This is a genomic window from Flavobacterium pygoscelis, assembly GCF_023162025.1.
Classification (GTDB): domain Bacteria; phylum Bacteroidota; class Bacteroidia; order Flavobacteriales; family Flavobacteriaceae; genus Flavobacterium; species Flavobacterium pygoscelis.
In genome coordinates, this window is the sequence record NZ_JALNUB010000004.1 from 78,785 (window position 1) to 102,732 (window position 23,948).

The window sequence follows — 23,948 nt, forward strand, 5'->3', positions numbered from 1 at the left end:
ATAATTTTGTTCTATTTTTTTATTACCACTTATTTTCAAAAAATCTACAAAAGCATTTTTAATATAGCATAATTTTAATGCTCTGTATTGTGTGAGTATTTTAATTTAAAATAAAAACACAAACCTCTGTTGTTCTATTTTTTTTTAAGCAATTCATCGATTGAATTATTAGAAAATGAAGCTCTTAATTTATGTAACGCACTTCTAATTTAGGTTTTAATTAAACACAAACTTTAGTATATAATTAAACTACTTAACATTGGGTATTTACCTGTTATAAATAAATCTTAATATAGATTAGGATTGTATCCTTTTTCATAAATTTGACAAAAATTAAATCCTTTGAAAAAATCACTGTTTTTCGTTCGTTATTGTTTCGTACTACTAATTACAAATGTAGTTTTGGCACAAGCCCCGAAAAAAATTATTATTGAAAATTCTGATTTTGCCGATGTAAATCAAACAGAAACTCCAGATGCTTTGCTGCTTGTTGGAAATGTTCGCGTGAATCACGATGGAATTGTTATGACTTGCAACAAAGCTTACTATTTTCAAAAGGAAAATTACATTAAAGCATTTGGTAATGTACAAATGGTGCAAGGTGACACTTTATTCTTAAATAGTAAATATGCTGAGTATAATGGGAATGCAAAAAAAGCCTATGCTACCGGAGATGCAGTAATGAGCTCACCAGACGCAACATTAGTAACAGAGACAATCAATTTTGATCGTAACACTCAGGAAGCTTTTTATGAAACTCCTGGCACGATAACCAATAAAGACAATACCTTGCAAAGTAACGCCGGCAGATACTATGTTAATCAAAAGAAATTTCAGTTTTTAACTGCTGTAACTATAACAAATCCGACCTACGTAATTAAATCGAATCACCTTGATTATTTTAGTAATTCAGGACACTCCTATCTCTTTGGGCCTTCAACAATTACCAGTAAAGCCAATTATATTTACACTGAAAAAGGATTTTACGATACCAAAAAAAACTTAGCCCATTTTTTGAATAAATCCTATATTAAATACGATGATAGAGTGATTAAAGGCGATAGTTTATACTATGATCGAAATCGAGAATTTGCATCGGCAACGAGAAATGTAAAAATTACTGATTCAATCAACCGCGGAATCATTAAAGGACATTATGCTGAAATGTATAAAAAAAAGGATTCGGTTTTTGTAACCAAAAGAGCTGTTGCAGTAAACTTTGTCGAAAATGATTCGGTTTATATTCATGGAAAAAAACTAATGGTTACTGGAAAAGAAGGAAATCGCATCATCAGAGCCTTTAATAATGTGCGTTTTTATAAAACGGATATGAGCGGAAAATGTGATTCAATTCATTCTGATTCTAAAATTGCATTGACAAAAATGATCGGCAATCCAATACTTTGGAATGGCGAAAGTCAGATTACGGGAGACATTATGCACCTAATAGGAAATAATACAACCCAAAAATTAGATTCACTCAAAGTACTTAACAATACATTTTTGGTTTCAAAAGATACTTTAGGAACTGGTTATAACCAAGTTAAAGGTCAAAATCTCTATGGTAAATTTTTTGAAGGTAAACTGCGCGATGTTGATATTATCAAAAATGCAGAAGTCATCTATTACATGCGAAATGATGCCAAAGATCTTATTGGGATCAACAAAAATGTAAGTAGCAAAATAAATCTTCTTTTAGAAAAAAATGAAATAGAAACAATTACTTTTTTCAATCAAGTAGATGGTGATATTTATCCAGAAAAAGATCTCCCAGAAAATGCACGGAAACTAAGAGGACTAGTTTGGCGAGGAGAAGAAAGAATAAAATCTAAAGATGATATTTTCCCACCAGAAGAAGATGAAGACAATGAGCTGCTAGCTAAGGCAAAAAAATCTGAAAAAGCCTTAGAGAATGTTCCTATGAAGATAAGGAAAGAGACTTTAAATTATGATAAAAAGAAAAGTCCACAGACTCCAAAAAAAGGAAAAGTAAAATAATTTAATACAAAACGTTTTGAACACTGATTTTATAAAGTATCAAGCACAAACTTCTCCCTATCCTTTAGGAATGGAAGTTTCTCACGCCATAGGCTCCTATATTTACGACACCAATAATAAAAAATACTTAGATTTTGTAGCAGGAGTTTCTGCTTGCCCGCTTGGACATCAACATCCAAGAGTAAATCAAGCGATCAAAGACCAACTCGACAAATATTCACACGTAATGGTTTATGGAGAATATTCACAAAGTCCAGCAGTTGAATATTGCAAATTACTGGCTTCACTCCTACCATCTTCATTAGACAAAACCTATTTAGTAAATTCTGGAACAGAAGCTATTGAAGGAGCTTTAAAACTAGCAAGACGAACCACGGGAAGAGGCCAATTGATCTCATGTCACAATGCGTATCATGGCAATACGATGGGTTCGATGAGTGTTATGGGCTTTGAAGAACGAAAACAAGTTTTTCGTCCTTTAATACCTGATGTTGATTTTATCACATTCAATAACGAAGCTGATTTACAAAAAATAACAACCAAAACTGCCGGAATTATTTTGGAAACTATTCAGGGAGGTGCTGGATTTATTCAACCACATAATGATTTTTTAAAAAAAGTACGCCAACGATGTGATGAAGTTGGTGCCATGATGATTTTAGATGAGATTCAACCCGGTTTTGGACGAACAGGAAAACTTTTTGGATTTCAAAATTACGATGTCGTTCCCGATATTCTCGTTATAGGAAAAGGAATGGGTGGCGGAATGCCGGTTGGTGCTTTTACAGCTTCAGCCGAACGTATGGATTTATTAAGTGAAAATCCAAAACTAGGACATATCACTACTTTTGGTGGACATCCTGTCATAGCGTCAGCCTGTTTGGCCACTTTGAAAGAAATTACCGAGACCAATCTAATGGCAGAAGCCCTAGAGAAAGAAAAACTATACAGATCTCTTTTGGTACATCCTTTGATAGAGGAAGTACGAGGAAAAGGTTTAATGTTGGCCGCTATGACAAAAAACGCCGATATCACAAATGAAGTAATTCTGAAATGTCAAGACAAAGGGCTTATTTTATTTTGGCTACTTTTTGAAGGTACAGCAATACGAATTACGCCACCGCTTACCATTTCTAATGAAGAAATTAAAGAAGGTTGCGCAATTATTCTAGAGGTTATGGACGAGATTTTCAATAGAGAATAATTATTTTTAGGAGCTATTCCTGCTATCCGTTACAATCTTTTATGGCGAAACCCGCCATAAAAGGATTTTCACTTCTATCAGGGCTAGAATCTAAGGTTTTTAAGGAATTTATTTTAGAAACTGAAATTTATTTTTTGTTAATTAAATTGTTCAAAACAATTACCACTTCTCCTCACATTAACAGTAAGGATGCCTAACTTTATTTAGGCTATATTAAAAAAACACAGTATGCAATTAAGCAACGAAGAAGAAGACCATAACTTATCCCTATCTAAATTTGAGTCTATGTTGAAAACCAACAAAGTGCTCTTTTTTGACTCGGAGGAATTTGAAGAAATTATTCTTCACTATCTCGATATGGGTAAGGCCGCTTTGGCAAAAAAAGCATTAAAATTAGCACTAGACCAACACCCTAAATCAACCGGACTAAAATTAGTTCAAGTGGAGATGTTAGTCTATGATGACAAATTAGAATTAGCAGAAAAACTATTGAATGAATTATATGCAATCGAACCAACAAACGAAGAAATATACATTCAAAAAGCAAATATTTACTCCAAAAGAGATCAGCATGATAAAGCAGTTGAGTTATTAAAAATTGCTTTAAAATACACAGATGATTATGCCGATGTCTATAACTTAATAGGTATGGAATACTTATTTATGGACAATTTTGAGCTAGCAAAAGAAAATTTTATTAAATGTCTAGAAGAGGATTTAGAAGATCAATCTGCATTATATAACGTGGTCTATTGTTTTGAATTTTTAGATCAAAATCAAGAAGCTATAATTTTCTTAAATCAATATATTGAAAAAAATCCGTACAGCGAAATTGCTTGGCATCAAGTAGGACGTTTGCATTACGGTGTAAAAGAATATGAAAGTGCTATTCGTGCCTTTGATTATGCCACATTAATTGATGATGAATTCCTAGGAGCGTTTATGGAAAAAGCGAAAGCTTTTGAACGTTTAAAAAAATACAAAGAAGCAATTGAAAGTTACGAAAGAACCATCGAATTAGAAGATGCGACATCTTATGCTTTGTTAAGAATAGGAAAATGTTATGAAAAAATAGGAAAGAAAGCTTTAGCATTAAAATATTTTAATGAGACTGTACATGAAGATCCACTTTTAGACAAAGGTTGGATTGCTATTACTGATTTTTACATAAGACAAAAAAACTATCAAAAAGCACTTTTCTTTGTCAATAAAGCACTAGCAATTGACAATCAAAATCGCTTATATTGGAAACGTTATGCCTCGATAAACAAACAAATGAACTTCTTTGAAGAAGCAGAATTTGGCTATAGAAAAGCGGTAGAATTTGGAGATCACTCTCTAGAAACATGGTTGTTTTGGGTAGATATTCTTCAGTTTTTAGGAGAATTTCAAAGTGCTGTTCAAACTTTATTACAAGCTTCTGAATATTTTCCAGAAGAAAATGAAGTAGAATATCGTTTGGCCGGATTATACTATATGTTATCAGAAGCTACAAAAGCAAAGTTTCACTTAAGCAATGCTTTACGATTAAATTTAGCCAACCAAACTCTTTTAGAAGAGTTATTTCCTGTAGTTTGGGCAAAAAAGATAGTACAAAATTTTATTGTAAAACATAATAAATTATAATGATAGACATTGTACAAAAAGGTTTTGGTTTAGTAGGAAGAAATATAAGCTACTCCTTCTCTAAAGCTTATTTTACTAAAAAATTCAGTAATGAAAACTTTGAAGGATGTAGTTATGTAAACTTTGACATTCAGGAAATAGACACTTTCTCTGATATTATAACTAATACTCCTAACCTAAAAGGTTTAAATGTTACTATTCCTTATAAAGAAACTGTTATTCCTTTTTTAAATAAATTGTCAAAAAAAGCAGCTCTAACAGGGGCTGTAAATACAATTAGAGTAACTAAGAAAGGAAAATTAAAAGGGTATAACACAGATTATTATGGTTTCAAAAAATCATTAAAACCCTTATTATTGTCTCATCATAAAAAAGCCTTAATTTTAGGAACAGGTGGAGCTTCAAAAGGAGTTGCATATGCCTTAGACGAACTTAATATTCCGTATACTTTTGTTTCAAGAGAAGCTAAAGAAAATGCTATCAGTTATGATCGCATCAATGCTACTACGTTTGATAATTATCAAATTATAATTAATACGACTCCTGTTGGAACAAGTCCTAACATAGAGGCATATCCCAATATTCCGTATGACTATTTTACGAATAACCATATTGCATTTGATCTGATTTATAACCCTGAAGAAACACAATTCTTAAAAAAAGCAAAACAAAAAGGAGCACAAATTACAAACGGTTTAGACATGCTTATATTTCAAGCGGAGAAAGCATGGAAAATTTGGAATAAGTAATTTGTAAAACACAATAACAAAATTTGAATATAAAACCACAACTATAAAATGTTGTGTTTTTTTTTACTCTTAATTCAATTTATTTTGATAAAAAGCATCAAGTTAAGTAGGAATTAAATTGTACTATATAATTTATAATGGATTTAAATCTGATAATTTCAGCGAAAAAAAGTGATAATGAGCAGATTAATTTTGTATTTTCATACTGCTTTAGTACCTTTCGCAATAGATACAATTACAAACCTTACACATTGAAAAAATGTTAGAAGAAAAGAATGATAACCTGTCTCGCCATGAGAGCGAAACAGATGGAAATATTGAAAACAATTCAGTTGAGTCAACTACAACTGTGACTGAGTCTATAGAAAATAATATTTCTAAAGAAACTACCGCTTTTGCTGCAGAAGAAAATGAAATACAACCTTCTGAGAATAAAATTGTAGAAAATCAGAATGCACTTGATGCTATTTCAGATACTAATGCAGAAGAAAGTGAAGACGAAACTCTAAAAGAGCGTCATGATATTCCCATGCAAGATTATGATACCTTATCATTAGAAGAGTTAGTAGAAGAACTAAAAAACCTGGTTTCTAATGAAAAATTAGTATCAGCAAAAGATCATATAGAAGAAATAAAGAAATCGTTTTTGGCGAAATACAATCACCTTTTAGAAGAGAAAAAAGAAGAATTTGCTGCGGAAAACCAAGATCCAAATGAAGAATTTCAATATCATTCTCCTTTAAAGAGCAATTTTGACAAATATTACTCCATTTTTAGAGATGCAAAAAATGCGCATTTCAAAAACTTACAAACAAATCTAAAAACTAATTTAGAAAACCGTTTGGCTATCGTAGAAGAATTAAAAGAGCTTATTAATCCTCAAGCAAATATTAAGGATACCTTAAAACATTTTAATGATTTAAGAGAGCGTTGGAAAAATGCTGGACCAATTCCAAAAGACAAATACAATCACGTTTGGAATAATTTCCATTTTCATGTAGAAAATTTCTATGATTATCTGCACTTAGACAGAGAAGCTAGAGATCTTGATTTTAAACATAATTTAGAGCAAAAACAAAAAATTGTTGCCCGTGTTGAAGAATTAGTAAACGAGGCAGATATTAATAAAGCTTTTAGAGAACTACAAGATTTACATAGAATCTGGAAAGAAGATATCGGTCCTGTTTCGCGTGAACACCGCGATGAAATCTGGAACAAGTTTAGTGACTTAACTAAGCAAATGCATGATAAAAGAGAGGTTTTATTTGAAAATCAAAGAGGAACTGAACTTGAAAATTTAGCAAAGAAAAAAGATATTATTGCTCAAATTGAAGTTTTAGCTACTGAAAAAGTAAATGCACATTCACAATGGCTTGCTCAAATTGAAAAAGTAGAAGCTTTACGAACTGCTTTTTTCTCTTCTGGAAAAGTACCTTCAGATGTTAATGAAGAAACTTGGTCTGCATTTAAAACTGCTGTTAGAAATTTCAATTCTTTCAAAAACTCATTTTACAAAGATATTAAGAAAGACCAAAACGACAATTTAAGCAAGAAAACAGCTCTTGTTGCAAAAGCTAAAGCATTACAAGAAAGTACAGACTTTGCTGCCACTACTCCAATTATGAAGCAAATTCAAGAGGAATGGAAACAAATAGGTCACGTTCCCCGAAAATACTCTGATAAAATTTGGAAAGAATTTAAAGATGCTTGTAATCACTATTTTGAAAAACTAAAAGAACAAAAAAGCGAAGAAAACACAGAAGAAGTTGCTGCTTTTGATAGTAAAAAAGCCTACTTAGAAACGCTGAGAGAATTTCAACTGGTAGGAGAACACAAAGCAGATCTAGATGCAATTAAACTGCATATTGAAACCTGGAAAAACTTTGGTAAAGTTCCTTTTCCAAGAAGACATATTGAAGGTAAATTTAATAAAATTCTAGATGCTCTTTTTGAAAAATTAAATTTGAGTAAAAAGGATACTGAAATGATGCGTTTTGCAAACCGAGTGGATCATTTAACTGAAAGTAATGATTCTCGTAAGTTAGATAATGAAAAAATCTTTATCATGCGTAAAATTGAAGAAGTACAGAATGAGATCTTTCAATTAGAAAATAACATTCAGTTTTTTACCAATACACGTAATGCAAAAAAAGAAAATTCTATCGTATTAGAAGTTCGAAAAAATATTGCAATTCAAAAAGAAACACTTGGTGTCTGGAAGGAAAAGTTAAAACAATTGAGAAATATAAATATCGAATAAAGTATTATTAAATATTAAAACCTTGAACTAAATGTTCAAGGTTTTTTTTATAAAAATAGATTTTAGTTTTAACTTTCATTTATAACAAAAATCACTTTATATTCAATAGCAAAGTTTATATTTACAAAATGAATTGGATTCGGAAAACCATATTTATTATTGGGCTTTCATTTGTCTTTTTATTTGTGTTTACTACAAATCAATCTCGGGGTGAAACACTCGAAGTAGAACAAAACAAAACTTCCTTTGCAGCTGATAACGTTCACACCTCCGTTTTTATTCAGCCTCAAGTTGCTTCTTCATTTCTACCACATTACAAAAATCCTAGCTGCTCGTTTATAAAATACTTAATCAGTTATTCTTCTGTAATACCCGATTTTAAAATCAAAACACTTTTTATTCGTTTTGATTATCAAGATATTGACCGATGCGAAAAGGTTTCTCTACTACTCTTCCCTTATCATTCTTTTTGGTAATAATAACTATAAAATAGTATTGAAGTATTTTTAATCTTTACTACTTCTAGGACATTGCTTTGTCCTAATATTGATTGATATCTTTAGATATTCAATACAAATTATCTTGTTATATAAATTACTAAAAATAAAAAAAATGGATACTTCTATAGCCATAATTGGTCTTGTCCTTACAGTTTTAATTGCACTTCCTATATTTTATTCTATAAGATCAAACTCTATGAATAAATCAAAAATTGAAAAAATAAAAGCAGAATTTAGCCAAAACAATCGTTTTAAATTTGAAACTACAGAAACATTAAATAAAAAAGTAATGGCTTTAGACGAAAAAAATAAAGGTTTTCTTTTAATGGATTTTAATTTAAAATCAGAAAAGAACTCGTTTGTCGATTTGAAGGATATTCAAACTAGTAAATTGGTAGTTACAAAGGACAATAGCGGTGAAACAATAACACAAATAGACTTAGAGTTTCATTACAAAGAAAATAAAAAAATAAAATCTGTGCCATTTTATAAAATTGAAAATGATCAAATGGGGCAACTTTGCTTGTATGAAGATCATCAACTTGCAAAAAAATATAAGCAAATAATAGACAATTGCATTTCTATTTAACGCTTATTAAAATAATAAAAAAAGAGACTTTTAAAAGTCTCTTTTTTTATACCTATGCTTAATATGATAATTATCATTTTAAATATTTAGTCATAATGTTACTTTTGATTATTACTAAATTTATTTTTTATGAAAAACTCTTTAATTCAAAAATATAATGTTCCAGGACCTAGATATACTAGTTATCCTACGGTTCCCTATTGGGATGAATCTGATTTTTCGTATGAAATTTGGACCGAAACCTTAAAAAAATCATTTGTAGAAAGTAACGGTCCAGAAGGAATAAGTCTTTATATTCACTTGCCGTTTTGTGAAAGTTTATGCACTTTTTGTGGATGTAACAAGCGCATCACAAAAAATCATAGTGTAGAGAATCCCTATATTGATGCGGTTCTAAAAGAGTGGTCTATCTATTGTAAAATATTAGGAGAAAAACCAACTATCAAGGAAATACATTTAGGAGGAGGAACACCAACGTTTTTTTCGCCAAAGAATTTAGAAGATTTAATAAACGGAATCTTTACTAGCGCTGTAAAAGCTTCTAATTATGAATTTAGTTTTGAAGGACATCCTAACAATACATCTCACGAACATCTACAGAAATTGTATGATTTAGGATTTAGAAGAGTTAGTTTTGGCGTACAAGATTATTCTGCTAAAGTTCAAAAAGCAATACATAGAGAACAACCTTTTCATAATGTGGCAAAAGTTACTTTTTGGGCCAGAGAGATTGGTTATACATCTATCGGTCATGATATTATTTTTGGTTTACCCTTTCAGGAAATTGAAGATGTAATAGATACTATTGAAAAAACTAAATCATTACAACCCGATCGATTGGCATTTTATAGTTATGCTCACGTACCTTGGATTAAAGGAAATGGTCAACGTGGTTTTAAAGATGAAGACATTCCTAAAGATGATAAAAAAAGAATGCTTTATGAGACTGGTAAAAAATTACTCTTTGAAAATGGCTATCATGAAATAGGAATGGATCATTTTGCCTTAGAAACTGATAGTTTACATGATGCTTTTGAAAACGGAAAACTGCACCGCAATTTCATGGGATATAGCTCTTCTAAAACCCAATTGATGATTGGCCTAGGTGTTTCATCAATTAGTGATAGTTGGTATAGTTTTGCTCAAAATGTAAAAAACTTAGAAGATTATTATCAAATATTAGAATGGGATAAACTACCGGTTTATCGTGGACATGTTTTAAATAACGAAGATTTAAAAATTAGAAAGCACATTTTAAATTTGATGTGTCAATTTGAAACATCATGGGAAAATAAAGAAACTTATTTTGAAGAGATTCCAGAGGTTCTTGTTCAATTAAAGGAAATGGAAAACGACGGATTGCTGATTATTAATAAAAACAGCATTCAAGTTACCGATGCTGGTAAACCATATGTTCGTAATATATGTATGGCATTTGATTTACGTTTGAAAAGAAAAGCACCAGAAACACAATTATTCTCGATGACCATATAACATTAAAATTAAATAAAAAAAATACGCCTTGAGCGTATTTTTTTATGACATTTAGTAATGCTAAAATTAGTGACAATTAGGATCTCCTTGAACAAATAAGCTCATATTGGAAGGAGAAATATAAGGAATTCCTAAACCCAAACCTCTCAAAATAAACAAACAACCTATAATAACAGCTACATAGGGAATTACTTTTTGAATTCTATTACGGATCGGTATGGTTAAAAACGAATTAATATACACTACACTACTCATCATAGGAACGGTTCCCAAACCGAATAAAATCATATATAAGACTCCCAATCCTTCGCTTTGCATCGCTATTGCTCCAAATAGAGCTACATAGACCATTCCGCAAGGCAAAAAGCCATTTAATAAACCAATAGTAAACAAAGACTTATAACTCTTATTTTTAAATTGACTTCCTAAAGCAGTTTTGATTTTAGATATCAACTTAAAAACAGGTTTAGAGAAATTATATTTAGCAAAAATCTTATCGGGAACTAAGACTATTAAAATCATAGCGATGCCTATGAAAATGGATAAATTTTGTTGAATACCTGCTAGAAAAAAACCTTTTCCAAGAAGTCCAAATATAAAACCAATCGAAGCATAAGCTGTTAACCTGCCTATATGATAAGTAATAATTTGAGTTACTTTTTTAGCTTGATTATTACGATCTACAGGCAACATCATCGCAATAGGTCCACACATACCAATGCAATGAAAACTACTTATTAAACCGAAAATAAAGGCAGAGTAAAGCATTCTTGTTAATTCTATTGTTATAAAATTGAAAGCCACAAAGTCAAAAATAAGACTTGGTGGCTTTTAATTTTATTAATTGATATAAATTATTTCTTTAGACAAATAGGACTTTCCATCATATTGCCATTCCATATTAATGTCCCATCGACCGCCTGCCAAACTTTTTTTAGGTATGAGCAAAGTAGTAGCATCAGAAAGAGAAATTGGAATTTCAAAATCTAATTTTTTGTTAGACGGTCTATAAAGGGACACAATTCCTTTTATATTTTTGGGTGTAAATGAACTTGGAAATACGATAGTAACTCCATCTTCAACTGCAGTAATTACAGGTTTTGAAACTAAATCTTCTGCATTTTGCACTCTTTTCATTTCTGCACCAAAATTAGCATCATGCTTGTAATACTCTTCTACAACTAAATCATTATCGTATTTTGAATCTGATTGCACTTTAAAAACAAAATATAATATGAAGGTTATAAACAAACCAAAAGCAATTACGATTGCAGTTCCCCAATTAATTTTCATGTTATTTTTATTTATAAATTTTACAGTTTTGTAAATTAGTCAAAACTTCTAGGACTTAAAAAGCTTGTGGTACTCGTTTCAATTTTTTTACCACCATCATAAACTTCGATCTTTAATTTGGTCTTATCGCTATCCAATAAATTCTTATTTATCTCAATAAACAATGTCCCGCCACTCATTCCTTGCTTTGGCACTTGCAAGACTTGTTTACCTACAACATTTAATGTTCCTTTTATACCAACTAATTTAAAATGAACATCATTAAAATTATTATTGGTTTTATTTATAATTTTAAACGTATAGATATTACTGATATTTTCTCCTTTATGCTGAAACAATTGTCCTGGCAAACGCAATATTGTAGCCTCGACGTCCGTACGTAAAAACAAAAGCCCGATTAATATTCCTGTCAAAATAAATAATATCGCTGAATAACCTTTCATTCTAGGAGTAAATTTAAACTTTACGTTTTTCTCAATTTCTTCCTCAGAGGCGTAACGGATTAATCCTCTCGGCAATCCAATATTATCCATAATGACATCACATTCATCAATACATGCCGTACAATTGACGCATTCCATTTGCGTTCCGTTGCGGATATCAATACCCGTTGGACAAACATTTACACATTGTTTACAATCGATACAATCTCCTTTTCCTGAAGCTGCTCTGTCTTCTTGTTTATTGTATTTAGCTCTACCTGCTTCTTTTTCACCACGAACAAAATCGTAAGCAACATTAATCGATTTATCATCTAACAAAACTCCTTGTAATCTTCCGTAAGGACAAGCTATAATACATACTTGTTCTCTAAACCAAGCAAAAACGAAATAAAAAATTCCTGTAAAAATCAAAAGCGATATTAATGTACTGATGTGATCTTTAGGTCCTTCTTCGATCATCAAAAATAATTTATCACTCCCAATAAGATAAGCAAGAAATACATTAGCAATAAAAAAAGAAATAATTAAAAATACAGACCATTTAAGTGCTTTTTTTCTAATTTTCTCTGCATTCCATTCTTGCTTTTCTAAACGTATTTGTGCTCCTCTATCGCCTTCAATCCAGTATTCAAATCTACGGAAAACCATTTCTAAAAATATAGTCTGCGGACAAATCCATCCACAAAAGATCCTTCCAAAAATAACTGTAAATAGAATAACGAATACAACTCCTACCAGTAAAAAAAGAACGAAAATATAAAAATCTTGTGGCCAAAATGGAAATCCAAAAATATTGAATCGCCTTTCCAGAATATTAAACATCATGAATTGGTTGTCATTGATCTTTATAAAAGGACAAACAACAAATATGATCAATAAAAAATAACTGAGCCATTTCCTATAATCATAAAACTTCCCTGAAGGTTTTTTTGGAAAAATAAATTTTCTATTTCCTTCAGTATCTATTGTACCAATAGTGTCTCTAAAAGCTTCATCTGGTAATTTTGACATTTTTTTTTATTTAAAACACAATTTTAAAATAATTCTTAAAATCCTAAAGCTAAATAAAAACGTGTGTTTTTAATTATTATTTAACTGTAATAAATATTACTCCTCAACCCAAACTTCACCTTCTGGAGCTTTGGGATCAGTTGGATTACTTCCTTTTAAAGATATAATATAACTTGCCACTTTTTGCATTTCTTTTGGTTTTAAAGTTCCTTTCCATGCAATCATTCCTTTACCATCACGACCTCCATTTACTAAGGTGTGGAAAATATTTTTAATACCTCCGCCTAAGATCCATTGATCATCTGTCAAGTTTGGTCCAATTTGACCTCCAGCATCTGCTCTGTGACAAGCAGCACAATTAGTAGTAAATATCTCTTTTCCTACTGCTAAATCTGCTGGATCAGTTAATAAAGTAACTGTTTTTTCGTCCATCATATCCGGTGCAGTTTTCATATACTCAGCCACTTCAATTTTAGCTTGAGCTATTTCTTTCTTAAGTTCCATCTCTTGATCATCAGCTCCTAATATTTCAAAACGAACCATATAGATCACTCCAAATACAATTGATGCATAGAATAAATAAACCCACCATGATGGTAAATTGTTATCTAGTTCTTTTATACCATCATAATCATGCTCTAATAATAACTGGTCTTCACTTACCGTTTCATCAGCACTAACTAATTTTTTATACCATTTTTTTTCTGTTATATTCCAATTAGTATTTTGATTTAATTCGGCTTTTTGCTCGTCAGTTAGTAAATGATAGGTGACATTATCTACTGCTCTCATAGTAATTGCAATGGCAACCAAAACAAAAAGGAACACCAATAAAAATACAGAAACCATTGGGTACTTTATAAAGGCAGGTTTATCTCCTGAGTCAATGAAATACTCCATTGCTCCAAAAGCAGCAAAGAATATTACAAGAACGCTAACGTATGCTGGAATTAATTTTTTCATTCTCTAAATTTTAAAAAATTATACTATTTTATTGTCATTCAATGGCATCTGACTTAGCTCATCGATTCTTTCTTTTTTATATGAAAACACCCAAATACCAAGTCCTACAAAAAATAAGAAAAAAATCAATAAGGATAAGATAGGAAATATGGAAACTCCATCGATGGTCTCCAAATTATGTTTTACTTGTTCAAACATGATTTACTAATTTTAGTATTATTTCTTTACTTTAATATCTGTTCCAAGTCTTTGCATATAAGCAATCATAGCTACAATTTCTCTTTCGTTCATAGGAACAAATTTTTCTCCTCTAGCTTCTGCTTTTTTCTTACTTTCATCATAACTTTTCACAAAGTCAGGATCATTTTTCAAACTTTCTTCAATGGCAAGAGCTTGTTTTCTTAAATCATCTAAACCACTCGCTACTTGAGCTTCTGTGTAAGGTACACCAAGGGTAACCATAGCTTTCATTTTCTTTTGAGTTAATGAAATATCCATTGGTTTGTTGTCAAATAACCATTTGTATCCAGGCATAATTGAACCTGCAGAAATACTTTGTGGACTCCAGAAGTGGTTAAAATGCCAGTTATCATTGTATTTTCCACCTACTCTTAATAAATCTGGTCCTGTACGTTTTGATCCCCATAAAAATGGATGATCGTACACGAACTCTCCTGCTTTTGCTTGTGGTCCATAACGCTCTACTTCACTACGGAAAGGACGAACAGACTGAGAGTGACAACCCACACAACCTTCACGAATATACAAATCACGTCCTTCTAATTCTAAAGGAGAGTAAGGTTTTACACTTGTAATTGTAGGAATATTTGATTTTACCATAATGGTTGGAACAATCTGAATAACTCCACCAATCAAAATAGCCACAGTTGCTAAAATTGTCAATTGAATAGGTTTTCTTTCTAACCAAGGGTGAAATTTTTCTCCTTTTACTCTTCCAGAACTTATTCTAACTAAAGCTGGAGCTTCTGCTAATTCATCTTCAATAGTTGCACCTGCTCTTAATGTTTGAACAATGTTATATACTAAAACAAGCATTCCAGTTAAATAAAGACATCCACCAATTGCTCTCATCCAATACATTGGCATGATTTGAGTAACTGTTTCTAGAAAGTTACCATAAGTTAACGTTCCGTCTGGATTAAACTGTTTCCACATTGAAGCTTGTAAGAAACCAGCAACATACATTGGAATTGTATATAAAATAACACCTAATGTACCAATCCAAAAGTGAAAGTTAGCTAATTTTAAAGAGTACAAACTGGTTTTTGCCATTCTAGGAACTAACCAATAAATCATACCAAAAGCCATAAATCCGTTCCAAGCTAATGCACCTACGTGAACGTGAGCAATAATCCAATCCGTATAGTGTGCAATAGCATTTACATTTTTAAGAGATAGCATTGGCCCTTCAAAAGTGGCCATACCGTAACCTGTAATCGCTACAACGAAGAATTTCAAAACAGGATCTACACGTACTTTATCCCAAACACCTCTTAAAGTCAAAAGCCCGTTTATCATACCACCCCAAGATGGAGCAAGTAACATTATTGAGAAAGCAACTCCTAAATTCTGAGCCCAGTTAGGTAATGCAGAATATAATAAGTGGTGAGGTCCAGCCCAAATATATATAAAAATCAAAGACCAAAAGTGAACGATTGATAATCTATATGAATATACAGGACGATTAGCCGCTTTAGGAACAAAATAATACATTAAACCTAAGAAAGGAGTAGTCAAGAAAAATGCAACCGCATTATGACCGTACCACCATTGTACTAATGCATCTTGAACTCCTGCGTAAACAGAATAACTTTTGAATGCAGATACTGGTAATTCTAAATTATTAAAAATATGTAAAACTGCTACAGTAACAAAAGTTGCTAAATAAAACCAAATAGCAACATATAAATGGCGCTCTCTACGTTTTATCATCGTACCAATCATATTGATACCCATTACAACCCAAATAAGAGTAATAGCAATATCAATAGGCCACTCTAGCTCAGCATATTCCTTTGACGAACTAAAACCTAATGGCAAAGTAATCGCTGCAGCAACAATGATTAGTTGCCAACCCCAAAAGTGAATATTACTCAAGAAATCACTGTACATCCTTGCTTTAAGCAATCGTTGCATAGAATAATACATTCCAGCAAAAAAAGCATTTCCTACGAAAGCAAAAATAACAGCATTTGTGTGTAGTGGTCTTAATCGACCGTAACTTAACCATGAAATTCCATCGGTCATGTTTGGGAAAAGAAACATAAAGGCCAATGTAAGCCCTACTACCATTCCTACCACACCAAAAGCGATGGTGGCATAAATGAATTTCTTTACAATTTTGTTGTCATAATAAAACTGCTGCATTTCCATAAATAAATTTGTTTTTAACTTAATTTAAACATTTTGAAGTCAATACTATAGATTTAGACATCTAATTTATTTTCTTCTTTTTTTTCAACTTTAATTTCTTTTTTTGTTGGTTTTAATAGCTCATCATCAAAAAGCATCCTGACAGATGGTGTATAATCATCATCGTATTGACCTGTTTTCACTGCTGTTATAAAAGCAATAAAAAAACCAATAGCAATTATTATACTGATGGTTATTAATAAATAAATGACACTCATACCTAAGTTTATGTTACAAAATTACTGTGATTATTTAGAGCAAAATATGACAATTGTCATACATCTTAACAAATGTTAAATAAATGTGAAGATAAACAAATATTTTAAATTTACACTTACTTCTTTCTCGAGTAGTAGTTACTCATTACCGTTACAAAACTCACAATAGTTATAGTGCTGAGCGGCATTATAATAGCTGCAACTAGAGGCAATAAGTTTCCTGTAACAGCAAAAGTTAGCCCAACCACATTGTACAGTAAAGACAAAGTAAAACTCATCTTAATGGTGGTTATAGAATTTTTTGAAAATTTCAGGAAATAATTTAATTTTTGAAATTCATTCGCATCTAAAATCGCATCACAAGCAGGAGAAAAAACATTTACATTCTCAGAAATAGAAATACCAATATCACTTTGCGCTAAAGCTCCAGCATCATTTAGACCGTCACCTACCATCATAACGTTATTCCCTTTTTCTTGTAAATTTTTTATAAATTCTAATTTTTGTTCCGGTTTTTGATTAAAAATCAACTCCGTTCCTTTAGGCAATAATCGTTCTAGAACAGAACGCTCGCCTTCATTATCGCCAGACAGAACTTTAATTTTATATAGTTTACTCAAAGTCTGAAATAGCTCTTCTAAACCTTCTCTGTATTGATTATTGAAAATAAATTTTCCGAAATAAATCCCATCAATTTTTATATGTACAGCAGTTTGTTGAATAGAAGAATCCTCTAGTTTTTCGACAAAACTCGCAGAACCAATTAAGATCGTATACCAAAAAATTTGAGACTTAATTCCTTTTCCAGTAATCTCCTCAAAATGCTCTACTTTCATTTTTTTAGCAAGTGTAGCAGATTTATTTTCTAAAATAGGAAGTGGCAAATAATCATATAACATTCTGCTTAACGGATGATTTGAAGCTCTAAGAACATTTTTTATTAGCAACAATTGTTCATCTGAAAGAGTCGTTCCTTCATACGAAATATTCGATTTTTTATTTGTTGTAATTGTCCCTGTTTTATCAAAAACTATGGTATCTACTTTAGCTAATTGCTCAATAACTAAAGCATTTTTTAAATAAAATTTTTGCTTGCCAAGGATTCTTAATACGTTTCCAAAAGTAAATGGAGCCGTCAATGCCAATGCACAAGGACAAGCAACGATAAGCACTGCGGTAAAGACATTGAATGCTGTAGTAGCATCGATAAAAATCCAATAAGTAAAGGAAACAAAAGCAATCAATAATAATATTGGTGTAAAATAATGCGAAATATTATCAGTAATCGTTTTGTGTTTTTGCTCTACATTTTTTTGAAAAACATCATTGCTCCACAACTGCGTCAGATAACTTTGGGAAACTGAATGAAGTACTTCCATTTCGATCACTTTTCCTATTTGTTTTCCTCCAGCAAATACTTTGTCACCTGATTTTTTAGTAATAGCTACGGCTTCCCCTGTGACAAAACTGTAGTCAATTTCAGCTTGCTCAGAAATCAAAATTCCATCAACAGGAATTAGTTCTTGATTCCTAATTAGCAATCGATCACCTTTTAAAACTTCGTAAATCGGCACACTTTCTTCTGAAGTATCTGCATTAATTTTAGTAATTGCAATTGGAAAATAAGACTTGAAATCACGCTCAAAACTTAAAAAACTATACGTTTTAATTTGAAACATTTTTCCTAAAAGCATAAAGAAGATCAGCCCCGTTAGACTATCAAAGAAACCAGGTCCATAGTCCATAATGATATCAAAAGCACTGCGAATAAACATCACTACAATTCCTAAAGCAATAGGAATATCAATGTTAAGCATTTTTGTTTTAATACTTTTATAGGCAGAAACATAATAACCGCTGGCAGAATAAATAAAACTTGGCATAGCCAAAGCAAAAATTAACCATCTAAAAAAACCACGATAGTGATCGAGCCAAAATTCTTTTACTTCAAAATATTCCGGAAATGATAGTAACATTATATTACCAAAACAAAAGAAAGCAACACCTAACTTGTAAGTTAAACTTCTGTCGACATTATTAGCCCCTGTTTCGTAATTTTCTAAGCTAATATAAGGTTCATATCCTATGGAACTCAATAAATAAACAATGTTTTTGATCGAAACCAACTCAGGATTATAGGTTATTCTAACCTTCTTTTCTGGAAAATTAACCTGAGAAGTGCTTATGCCTTTTTGAAGACGCTGTAGATTTTCCAAAATCCAAATACACGAGCTACAATGTATATGTGGAATGTTAAGTGAAATAATAGCGGTCGAATTCTCTTGAAATTCCAAAAGTTTGGATACAATGCTCTCATTATCTAAAAAATCATATTTGCCGCTAATATCTTGCGGAGTTGCTCCAGGTGATTTTTCGAAATCATAATAACACGTCATATCATTGAGACTAAAGATTTCATAAACAGTTTTACAACCGTTACAACAGAAATTTTTAGCATCAAAAATAATTTCGTCTTCTTTTACAATATCTAAACCACAATGGAAACAGTTTTGTGTGTCCATAACTTTGCTCATTTTACCTGCCACAAAGGTTACGAAATTGATTCCGTTAAAAAATGATATTTGTCATATAAATGTCTAAATTTGCGCTGTTAAACACCCCAGTTATACTATGAGTAAATGTGAACAATGTATCGTTAGAGAATTTAGCTCCTTAAAGGCACTTACCAAAGACGAATTACTTAAAATTTCGGATTGCAAGACTACCCATGTTATAAAGAAAGGGGACGTTATATTTGAAGAAGGAGAAAATGTAAATGGTATTTATTGCATTAAAGATGGTATTTGCAAACTAACTAAACTTAGTGCAAATGGAAAAGATCATATTGTAAAATTAGTAAGTAAAGGAGAGTTATTGGGTCAACGCTCTATGATTAGTGAAGAACCGGTAAATCTAAGTGCTGTTGCCTTAGAAGATATGCATGTTTGTTTTATTCCAAAAACAGAAGTAATGGGTTTCTTTGACAAAAACAATCAGTTTTCTATGAATGTTATGAAATCAATTTGTGGCGATTTGAAAGACGCAGATGATCACATGGTAAACATAGCTCAAAAAACAGTCAAAGAAAGATTAGCAGAAGTACTGCTTTACCTTCATGATACTTTTGGCAAAAATGAAGATAATTCTTTAAAAGTTCAACTTTCTAGAGACGAATTAGCTAGTATGATTGGTACGGCAACTGAAAGCTGTATTCGCTTACTATCTGATTTTAATAAATTAGAGCTTATAGAATTAACAGGTAAAAAAATAGTCTTAAAAGATATTAACAAATTAAAAAAAATAAGTAGAACTGTTTAATTTACTCTTTTCTATCCATAGTGAAATAATAAACTGGAATTCCTAGTGCTACTATAAATAACCCAAGTCCTGTATTAAAAGTATCATAAATCAATAAAGTCATACATATTCCTATTGTTACTACTATATAAATTGCTGGAATTACAGGATAACCAAATGCTTTGTACGGTCTAGGGGTATTTGGTTCTTTTTTTCTAAGAATGAAAACACCTAGAATTGTTAAAATATAAAATAACAAGGAAGCAAAAGTAGCGTAAGTTAATAAATCACCAAACTTACCTGAAATACATAATACACAAGCCCAAATACATTGTACCCATAAAGCTTTTGCAGGAACTTGATTTTTATTAAGTTGGGTAGCTTGCTTAAAAAAAAGCCCATCTTTTGCCATTGCAAAAAACAATCTTCCGCCTGAAAGGATTAATCCGCTATTGCAACCAAAAGTTGAAACCATAATTAATCCTGCCATTACAAAAACACCTATATTACCCATAATCATACTTGCAGCAGCTGCACCAACTCTATCATTACTAGCAAACATAATTCCGCTACTGCTTATATTGGCAATACCCGGGGCTCCTTGCATCGGCAATAAAGCCAAATAAGCTAGATTGGCTAAAACATAAATAACGGTAACTATTAAAGTTCCTAAAAACAAACTTCTAGGAATATTTTTTTTAGGTTCTTTAATTTCTCCTGCAATAAATGTCACATTATTCCATGCATCACTAGAAAAAAGAGAATTAATTATTGTAGCTCCAGCAGCTCCTAACAGCGCCATTCCTGCAAGTTTGGTTACCGTAATAGTTCCATCTGCATTAACAACTGTTTTACTAGCCTCCCACATATTGGTAAAGTTATCCGATAAAACAGATGTTTGTAAACCTACATACAAACCTAAAAGTATTAAGGCAAACAGAGCAATTAATTTTGCAGAAGTAAAAACCAATTGAACTCTTTTACCACTTTCTACTCCTTTTGTATTAATAAATGTTAAGAGTACAATACTAAAAACCGCTAAAACTTTTTGGTAAGAAATAATAAAATTGCCTCCTATAGTAAAAAGAGTTTTATCTAAAACAGGAAAGAAAATTGCTGCATAATTAGCAAACGTCACAGCAATAGCCGCAATTACTCCTGTTTGAATTACTGTAAAAACAGTCCATCCGTAAAGAAAAGAAACGAGTCTTCCGTAAGCACGCTGAATGTAGACAAATTGTCCTCCTGCATTCGGCATCATTCCTGCTAATTCGCCATAACTCAGCGCCGCAGCAACTGTTATTAATCCGGTCACTATCCAAATTACTAATAACCAAGCAGCAGATCCAATATCTCTCGCCATCGCTGAAGTAACAATAAAAATCCCAGAACCTATCATTGATCCTGCAACTAAACTCGTGGCATCTATTAATCCTAAAGAACGTTTTAATTCAGTTTTATTTTCTGGCATTGATCTGTTTAATTATGAATAGTATAATGGTTTAATTTGATCCTTTAAATTCTGAAAAATATAAATTATTAGCTTCTTCCTAAAGTTTGAATATTTGAAAATCATAGATTTTCAATTCCTATTTTTTAGGAAGTCGCTTTGCTTCTTCCCAAAATTTGAATATTTGAAAATCACAGATTTTCAATTCCTATTTTTTAGGAAGACGCTTTGCTTCTTCCCAAAATTTGAATATTTGAAAATCATAGATTTTCAATTCCTATTTTTTAGGAAGTCGCTTTGCTTCTTCCCAAAATTTGAATATTTGAAAATCATAGATTTTCAATTCCTATTTTTTAGGAAGTCGCTTTGCTTCTTCCCAAAAAACATCCATTTCAGCCAAAGTCATGTCCATTAGTGGTTTTCCTAGTTCGTCTGCTTTACTTTCTAAGTACTGAAATCTTTTTATAAACTTTTTATTAGTACGCTCTAATGCATCTTCTGGATTTACTTTAAGAAATCTAGCGTAATTAATCATCGAAAATAAAACATCTCCAAATTCTGCTTCAATTTTATCTTGATCACCAGCATCAACCTCAACTTGTAATTCAGCTAATTCTTCTTGCACTTTATCCCAAACCTGATGTGATTCTTCCCAATCAAAGCCTACTCCTTTCACTTTATCTTGAATCCTACTTGCTTTAACTAATGCAGGTAAACTTTTAGGAACACCTTCTAAAACTGATTTTTTACCTTCTTTTAGCTTTAGTTTTTCCCAATTTTGTTTTACTTCTTCTTCATCTTTCACAACTACATCACTGTAAATGTGCGGATGACGATGAATTAATTTCTCACAGATTTCATTACATACATCCGCTATATCAAAGTCGTTTGTTTCACTTCCAATTTTAGAATAAAAAACCAAATGCAGCAAGACATCTCCTAACTCTTTTTTTACCTCGTTTAAATCATTATCTAAAATTGCATCGCCTAATTCGTAAATTTCTTCAATAGTAAGATGACGTAAGCTTTGCATAGTTTGCTTTTTATCCCACGGACATTTTGCACGCAAATCATCCATGATGTCTAATAATCTTCCGAAAGCTTCTAATTGAGTTTGTCTTGAATTCATGAGAAATATTTTTGGTAAAAATAAAAAAATCCTGTTCAGAAATAGAACTGAACAGGATTAAATAACATTTTAAAATAAAATTACTCTTTTGTAGCTTTTTGTTTCTTTGGTGAAACTTTAGCCTCTGCAACTGGAGCTTCCTCTAATTCAGCAACTGCTTCTTCAGCAACTGTAGGAACTACTACTGTATCAATAATTAATCCTTTTGCTTGAAGCATGTTGTACCAGTTCAAAACTTTTTTAATATCTGATGGATACACTCTTTCTTCATCATAATCAGGCAAAATTTCTTTAAAGTAAGTCGTTAAAGTTGTATTGTCCTCTTTATGAGAAATCGCTTGTCCTTTATTTTCTTTATCCGCAATTTTTTGCATAATTTCAGATAATGGCTTTTCACCTTCGTAAGTGTAAATAGAAATTTCAGATAATAAACTTACATTACTTTTCAAATTCACAGTGATTTTTTTTCCATCCACTAATGATTCTGCTACAAACCCAGTACGAGTTTGAACTTGCAATACATATAAACCTGGTTTCCCAGAAATTGCTAATATTTTTTCTAAATTCATTTTTTTTGTAATTATTATTAAGAATTTGACTTATTATTTTTTTGTTTATAACCAAGAATCGTACCAATAGAAGCTTACTCTTTTTTTACCTTCCTTTTTTACCAAAAAATTTCATTCGGTAATCTTGAAATGTTTTTCCTTCCAAAATATTTTTTAATTTCTTTTGAATCAAACGTTTTTTTAATGTAGAGATTTTATCTGTAAACAAAATTCCTTCGATATGATCGTATTCGTGTTGAATTACTCTAGCAATTAAACCATCAAATACTTCGGTTTTCATAACAAAATCCTCTTCACAATATTCAATCGTAATAGTTGGATTTCTATAAACATCTTCTCTTACATCAGGAATGCTTAAACATCCTTCATTAAAACTCCATTCTACACCTTCTTCTTTAATCATTTTTGCATTGATAAAAGTTTTCTTAAAGCCTTGAAGTTTTTTTTGTGCCGCATCATCTAGTTCTTCATCATCACTAAAAGGAGTTGTGTCTATTACAAATAAACGAAGTGCTAAACCGATCTGAGGTGCTGCAAGTCCAACACCATAAGCATTGTACATCGTCTCGTACATATTAGCTATAATCTCTTTTAAATTTGGATGTTCTGGTGTAACTATTTCTCCTGTTTTTCTTAAAACTGGATCACCATATCCTATAATCGGTACAATCATTCGTGTTGTATTAAATATTATCTGACAAAATAAGCGAATATGCTTTTTA

The 23,948-nt window shown here is 31.3% G+C and carries 21 protein-coding genes; 9 read left to right on the forward strand and 12 right to left on the reverse strand.

Translation table 11 applies throughout. The annotated features are described in order from the left end of the window. The first annotated feature begins 342 nt into the window (after positions 1-342). The 8 genes from MW871_RS07090 to hemN all read left to right on the forward strand — a co-directional run bounded on the left by MW871_RS07090 (position 343) and on the right by hemN (position 10,420). Complete coding sequence (locus tag MW871_RS07090) at positions 343-1,998, forward strand: OstA-like protein (protein ID WP_248428069.1); 1,656 nt, start codon at positions 343-345, stop codon at positions 1,996-1,998. Between the two features lie 16 nt (positions 1,999-2,014). Further along, positions 2,015-3,202: an aspartate aminotransferase family protein gene (locus tag MW871_RS07095; protein ID WP_248428070.1), complete on the forward strand. Its 1,188-nt coding sequence runs from the start codon at positions 2,015-2,017 to the stop codon at positions 3,200-3,202. Positions 3,203-3,430: 228 nt separating this feature from the next. Next, on the forward strand, positions 3,431-4,828 hold the full coding sequence (locus MW871_RS07100; RefSeq protein ID WP_248428071.1) for a tetratricopeptide repeat protein: 1,398 nt from the start codon (positions 3,431-3,433) through the stop codon (positions 4,826-4,828). Beyond that, a complete protein-coding gene (locus MW871_RS07105; RefSeq protein ID WP_248428072.1) occupies positions 4,828-5,577 on the forward strand; it encodes a shikimate dehydrogenase family protein in 750 nt (249 codons plus the stop codon). The genes MW871_RS07100 and MW871_RS07105 overlap by 1 nt, the downstream gene beginning before the upstream one ends. A 259-nt stretch (positions 5,578-5,836) precedes the next feature. Further along, positions 5,837-7,837 (forward strand): DUF349 domain-containing protein, encoded by a 2,001-nt coding sequence (locus MW871_RS07110; RefSeq protein ID WP_248428073.1) that lies wholly within the window; start codon positions 5,837-5,839, stop codon positions 7,835-7,837. A gap of 128 nt (positions 7,838-7,965) precedes the next feature. After that, positions 7,966-8,313 (forward strand): hypothetical protein, encoded by a 348-nt coding sequence (locus tag MW871_RS07115; protein WP_188049821.1) that lies wholly within the window; start codon positions 7,966-7,968, stop codon positions 8,311-8,313. Positions 8,314-8,449: 136 nt separating this feature from the next. Then, on the forward strand, positions 8,450-8,926 hold the full coding sequence (locus tag MW871_RS07120; RefSeq protein WP_248428074.1) for a hypothetical protein: 477 nt from the start codon (positions 8,450-8,452) through the stop codon (positions 8,924-8,926). 129 nt (positions 8,927-9,055) lie between these two features. Further along, positions 9,056-10,420: an oxygen-independent coproporphyrinogen III oxidase gene (gene hemN, locus MW871_RS07125; protein ID WP_248428075.1), complete on the forward strand. Its 1,365-nt coding sequence runs from the start codon at positions 9,056-9,058 to the stop codon at positions 10,418-10,420. Between the two features lie 66 nt (positions 10,421-10,486). Here the strand turns inward: hemN and MW871_RS07130 are convergent, their stop codons facing one another. From MW871_RS07130 to MW871_RS07165, 8 genes are all read right to left on the reverse strand, one after another. Beyond that, positions 10,487-11,188, reverse strand: coding sequence for a sulfite exporter TauE/SafE family protein (locus MW871_RS07130; RefSeq protein ID WP_188049818.1), 702 nt, complete (start codon positions 11,186-11,188; stop codon positions 10,487-10,489). 72 nt (positions 11,189-11,260) lie between these two features. After that, a complete protein-coding gene (locus MW871_RS07135; RefSeq protein ID WP_248428076.1) occupies positions 11,261-11,713 on the reverse strand; it encodes a FixH family protein in 453 nt (150 codons plus the stop codon). Positions 11,714-11,748: 35 nt separating this feature from the next. Continuing rightward, the gene (ccoG, locus tag MW871_RS07140; RefSeq protein WP_210643955.1) at positions 11,749-13,167 is read right to left on the reverse strand and encodes a cytochrome c oxidase accessory protein CcoG; all 1,419 of its coding nucleotides are present in this window, start codon (positions 13,165-13,167) and stop codon (positions 11,749-11,751) included. Positions 13,168-13,263: 96 nt separating this feature from the next. Next, positions 13,264-14,130, reverse strand: a complete 867-nt coding sequence (locus tag MW871_RS07145) for a cbb3-type cytochrome c oxidase N-terminal domain-containing protein (protein WP_210643957.1) — start codon at positions 14,128-14,130, stop codon at positions 13,264-13,266. 18 nt (positions 14,131-14,148) lie between these two features. Continuing rightward, positions 14,149-14,328, reverse strand: coding sequence for a CcoQ/FixQ family Cbb3-type cytochrome c oxidase assembly chaperone (locus MW871_RS07150; protein ID WP_188049814.1), 180 nt, complete (start codon positions 14,326-14,328; stop codon positions 14,149-14,151). A gap of 18 nt (positions 14,329-14,346) precedes the next feature. Continuing rightward, entirely contained in the window at positions 14,347-16,524 is a 2,178-nt protein-coding gene (gene ccoN / locus MW871_RS07155; RefSeq protein ID WP_188049813.1) for a cytochrome-c oxidase, cbb3-type subunit I, read from the reverse strand. 53 nt (positions 16,525-16,577) lie between these two features. After that, the gene (gene ccoS, locus MW871_RS07160; RefSeq protein ID WP_188049812.1) at positions 16,578-16,781 is read right to left on the reverse strand and encodes a cbb3-type cytochrome oxidase assembly protein CcoS; all 204 of its coding nucleotides are present in this window, start codon (positions 16,779-16,781) and stop codon (positions 16,578-16,580) included. A 116-nt stretch (positions 16,782-16,897) separates the two neighbouring features. Then, positions 16,898-19,303 (reverse strand): heavy metal translocating P-type ATPase, encoded by a 2,406-nt coding sequence (locus MW871_RS07165; protein WP_248428077.1) that lies wholly within the window; start codon positions 19,301-19,303, stop codon positions 16,898-16,900. Between the two features lie 109 nt (positions 19,304-19,412). Between MW871_RS07165 and MW871_RS07170 the strand changes: the two genes are divergently transcribed. Beyond that, positions 19,413-20,099, forward strand: coding sequence for a Crp/Fnr family transcriptional regulator (locus tag MW871_RS07170; RefSeq protein ID WP_188049810.1), 687 nt, complete (start codon positions 19,413-19,415; stop codon positions 20,097-20,099). A gap of 1 nt (position 20,100) precedes the next feature. On the opposite strand, the gene MW871_RS07175 is transcribed toward MW871_RS07170, so the two are convergent. From MW871_RS07175 to def, 4 genes are all read right to left on the reverse strand, one after another. Continuing rightward, positions 20,101-21,549, reverse strand: a complete 1,449-nt coding sequence (locus tag MW871_RS07175) for an APC family permease (RefSeq protein ID WP_248428078.1) — start codon at positions 21,547-21,549, stop codon at positions 20,101-20,103. Between the two features lie 325 nt (positions 21,550-21,874). Next, positions 21,875-22,657, reverse strand: coding sequence for a nucleoside triphosphate pyrophosphohydrolase (gene mazG / locus MW871_RS07180; protein ID WP_248428079.1), 783 nt, complete (start codon positions 22,655-22,657; stop codon positions 21,875-21,877). Positions 22,658-22,737: 80 nt separating this feature from the next. After that, positions 22,738-23,226, reverse strand: coding sequence for a DUF5606 family protein (locus tag MW871_RS07185; RefSeq protein WP_248428080.1), 489 nt, complete (start codon positions 23,224-23,226; stop codon positions 22,738-22,740). Positions 23,227-23,311: 85 nt separating this feature from the next. Then, complete coding sequence (gene def / locus MW871_RS07190) at positions 23,312-23,899, reverse strand: peptide deformylase (RefSeq protein ID WP_188049806.1); 588 nt, start codon at positions 23,897-23,899, stop codon at positions 23,312-23,314. Between the last annotated feature and the right edge of the window lie 49 nt (positions 23,900-23,948).

Excerpts from the sequence above, each read along its gene's own strand:
- MW871_RS07110 (WP_248428073.1), top strand. The coding sequence starts at position 5,837 with ATGTTAGAAGAAAAGAATGATAACCTGTCTCGCCATGAGAGCGAAACA.
- MW871_RS07185 (WP_248428080.1), bottom strand. The coding sequence starts at position 23,226 with ATGAATTTAGAAAAAATATTAGCAATTTCTGGGAAACCAGGTTTATAT.
- hemN (WP_248428075.1), top strand. The coding sequence starts at position 9,056 with ATGAAAAACTCTTTAATTCAAAAATATAATGTTCCAGGACCTAGATAT.
- MW871_RS07175 (WP_248428078.1), bottom strand. The coding sequence starts at position 21,549 with ATGCCAGAAAATAAAACTGAATTAAAACGTTCTTTAGGATTAATAGAT.
- MW871_RS07130 (WP_188049818.1), bottom strand. The coding sequence starts at position 11,188 with ATGCTTTACTCTGCCTTTATTTTCGGTTTAATAAGTAGTTTTCATTGC.
- MW871_RS07105 (WP_248428072.1), top strand. The coding sequence starts at position 4,828 with ATGATAGACATTGTACAAAAAGGTTTTGGTTTAGTAGGAAGAAATATA.
- MW871_RS07115 (WP_188049821.1), top strand. The coding sequence starts at position 7,966 with ATGAATTGGATTCGGAAAACCATATTTATTATTGGGCTTTCATTTGTC.
- ccoN (WP_188049813.1), bottom strand. The coding sequence starts at position 16,524 with ATGGAAATGCAGCAGTTTTATTATGACAACAAAATTGTAAAGAAATTC.
- ccoG (WP_210643955.1), bottom strand. The coding sequence starts at position 13,167 with ATGTCAAAATTACCAGATGAAGCTTTTAGAGACACTATTGGTACAATA.
- mazG (WP_248428079.1), bottom strand. The coding sequence starts at position 22,657 with ATGAATTCAAGACAAACTCAATTAGAAGCTTTCGGAAGATTATTAGAC.
- MW871_RS07170 (WP_188049810.1), top strand. The coding sequence starts at position 19,413 with ATGAGTAAATGTGAACAATGTATCGTTAGAGAATTTAGCTCCTTAAAG.
- MW871_RS07120 (WP_248428074.1), top strand. The coding sequence starts at position 8,450 with ATGGATACTTCTATAGCCATAATTGGTCTTGTCCTTACAGTTTTAATT.
- MW871_RS07145 (WP_210643957.1), bottom strand. The coding sequence starts at position 14,130 with ATGAAAAAATTAATTCCAGCATACGTTAGCGTTCTTGTAATATTCTTT.
- MW871_RS07150 (WP_188049814.1), bottom strand. The coding sequence starts at position 14,328 with ATGTTTGAACAAGTAAAACATAATTTGGAGACCATCGATGGAGTTTCC.
- ccoS (WP_188049812.1), bottom strand. The coding sequence starts at position 16,781 with ATGAGTGTCATTTATTTATTAATAACCATCAGTATAATAATTGCTATT.
- MW871_RS07135 (WP_248428076.1), bottom strand. The coding sequence starts at position 11,713 with ATGAAAATTAATTGGGGAACTGCAATCGTAATTGCTTTTGGTTTGTTT.
- def (WP_188049806.1), bottom strand. The coding sequence starts at position 23,899 with ATGATTGTACCGATTATAGGATATGGTGATCCAGTTTTAAGAAAAACA.
- MW871_RS07100 (WP_248428071.1), top strand. The coding sequence starts at position 3,431 with ATGCAATTAAGCAACGAAGAAGAAGACCATAACTTATCCCTATCTAAA.
- MW871_RS07165 (WP_248428077.1), bottom strand. The coding sequence starts at position 19,303 with ATGGACACACAAAACTGTTTCCATTGTGGTTTAGATATTGTAAAAGAA.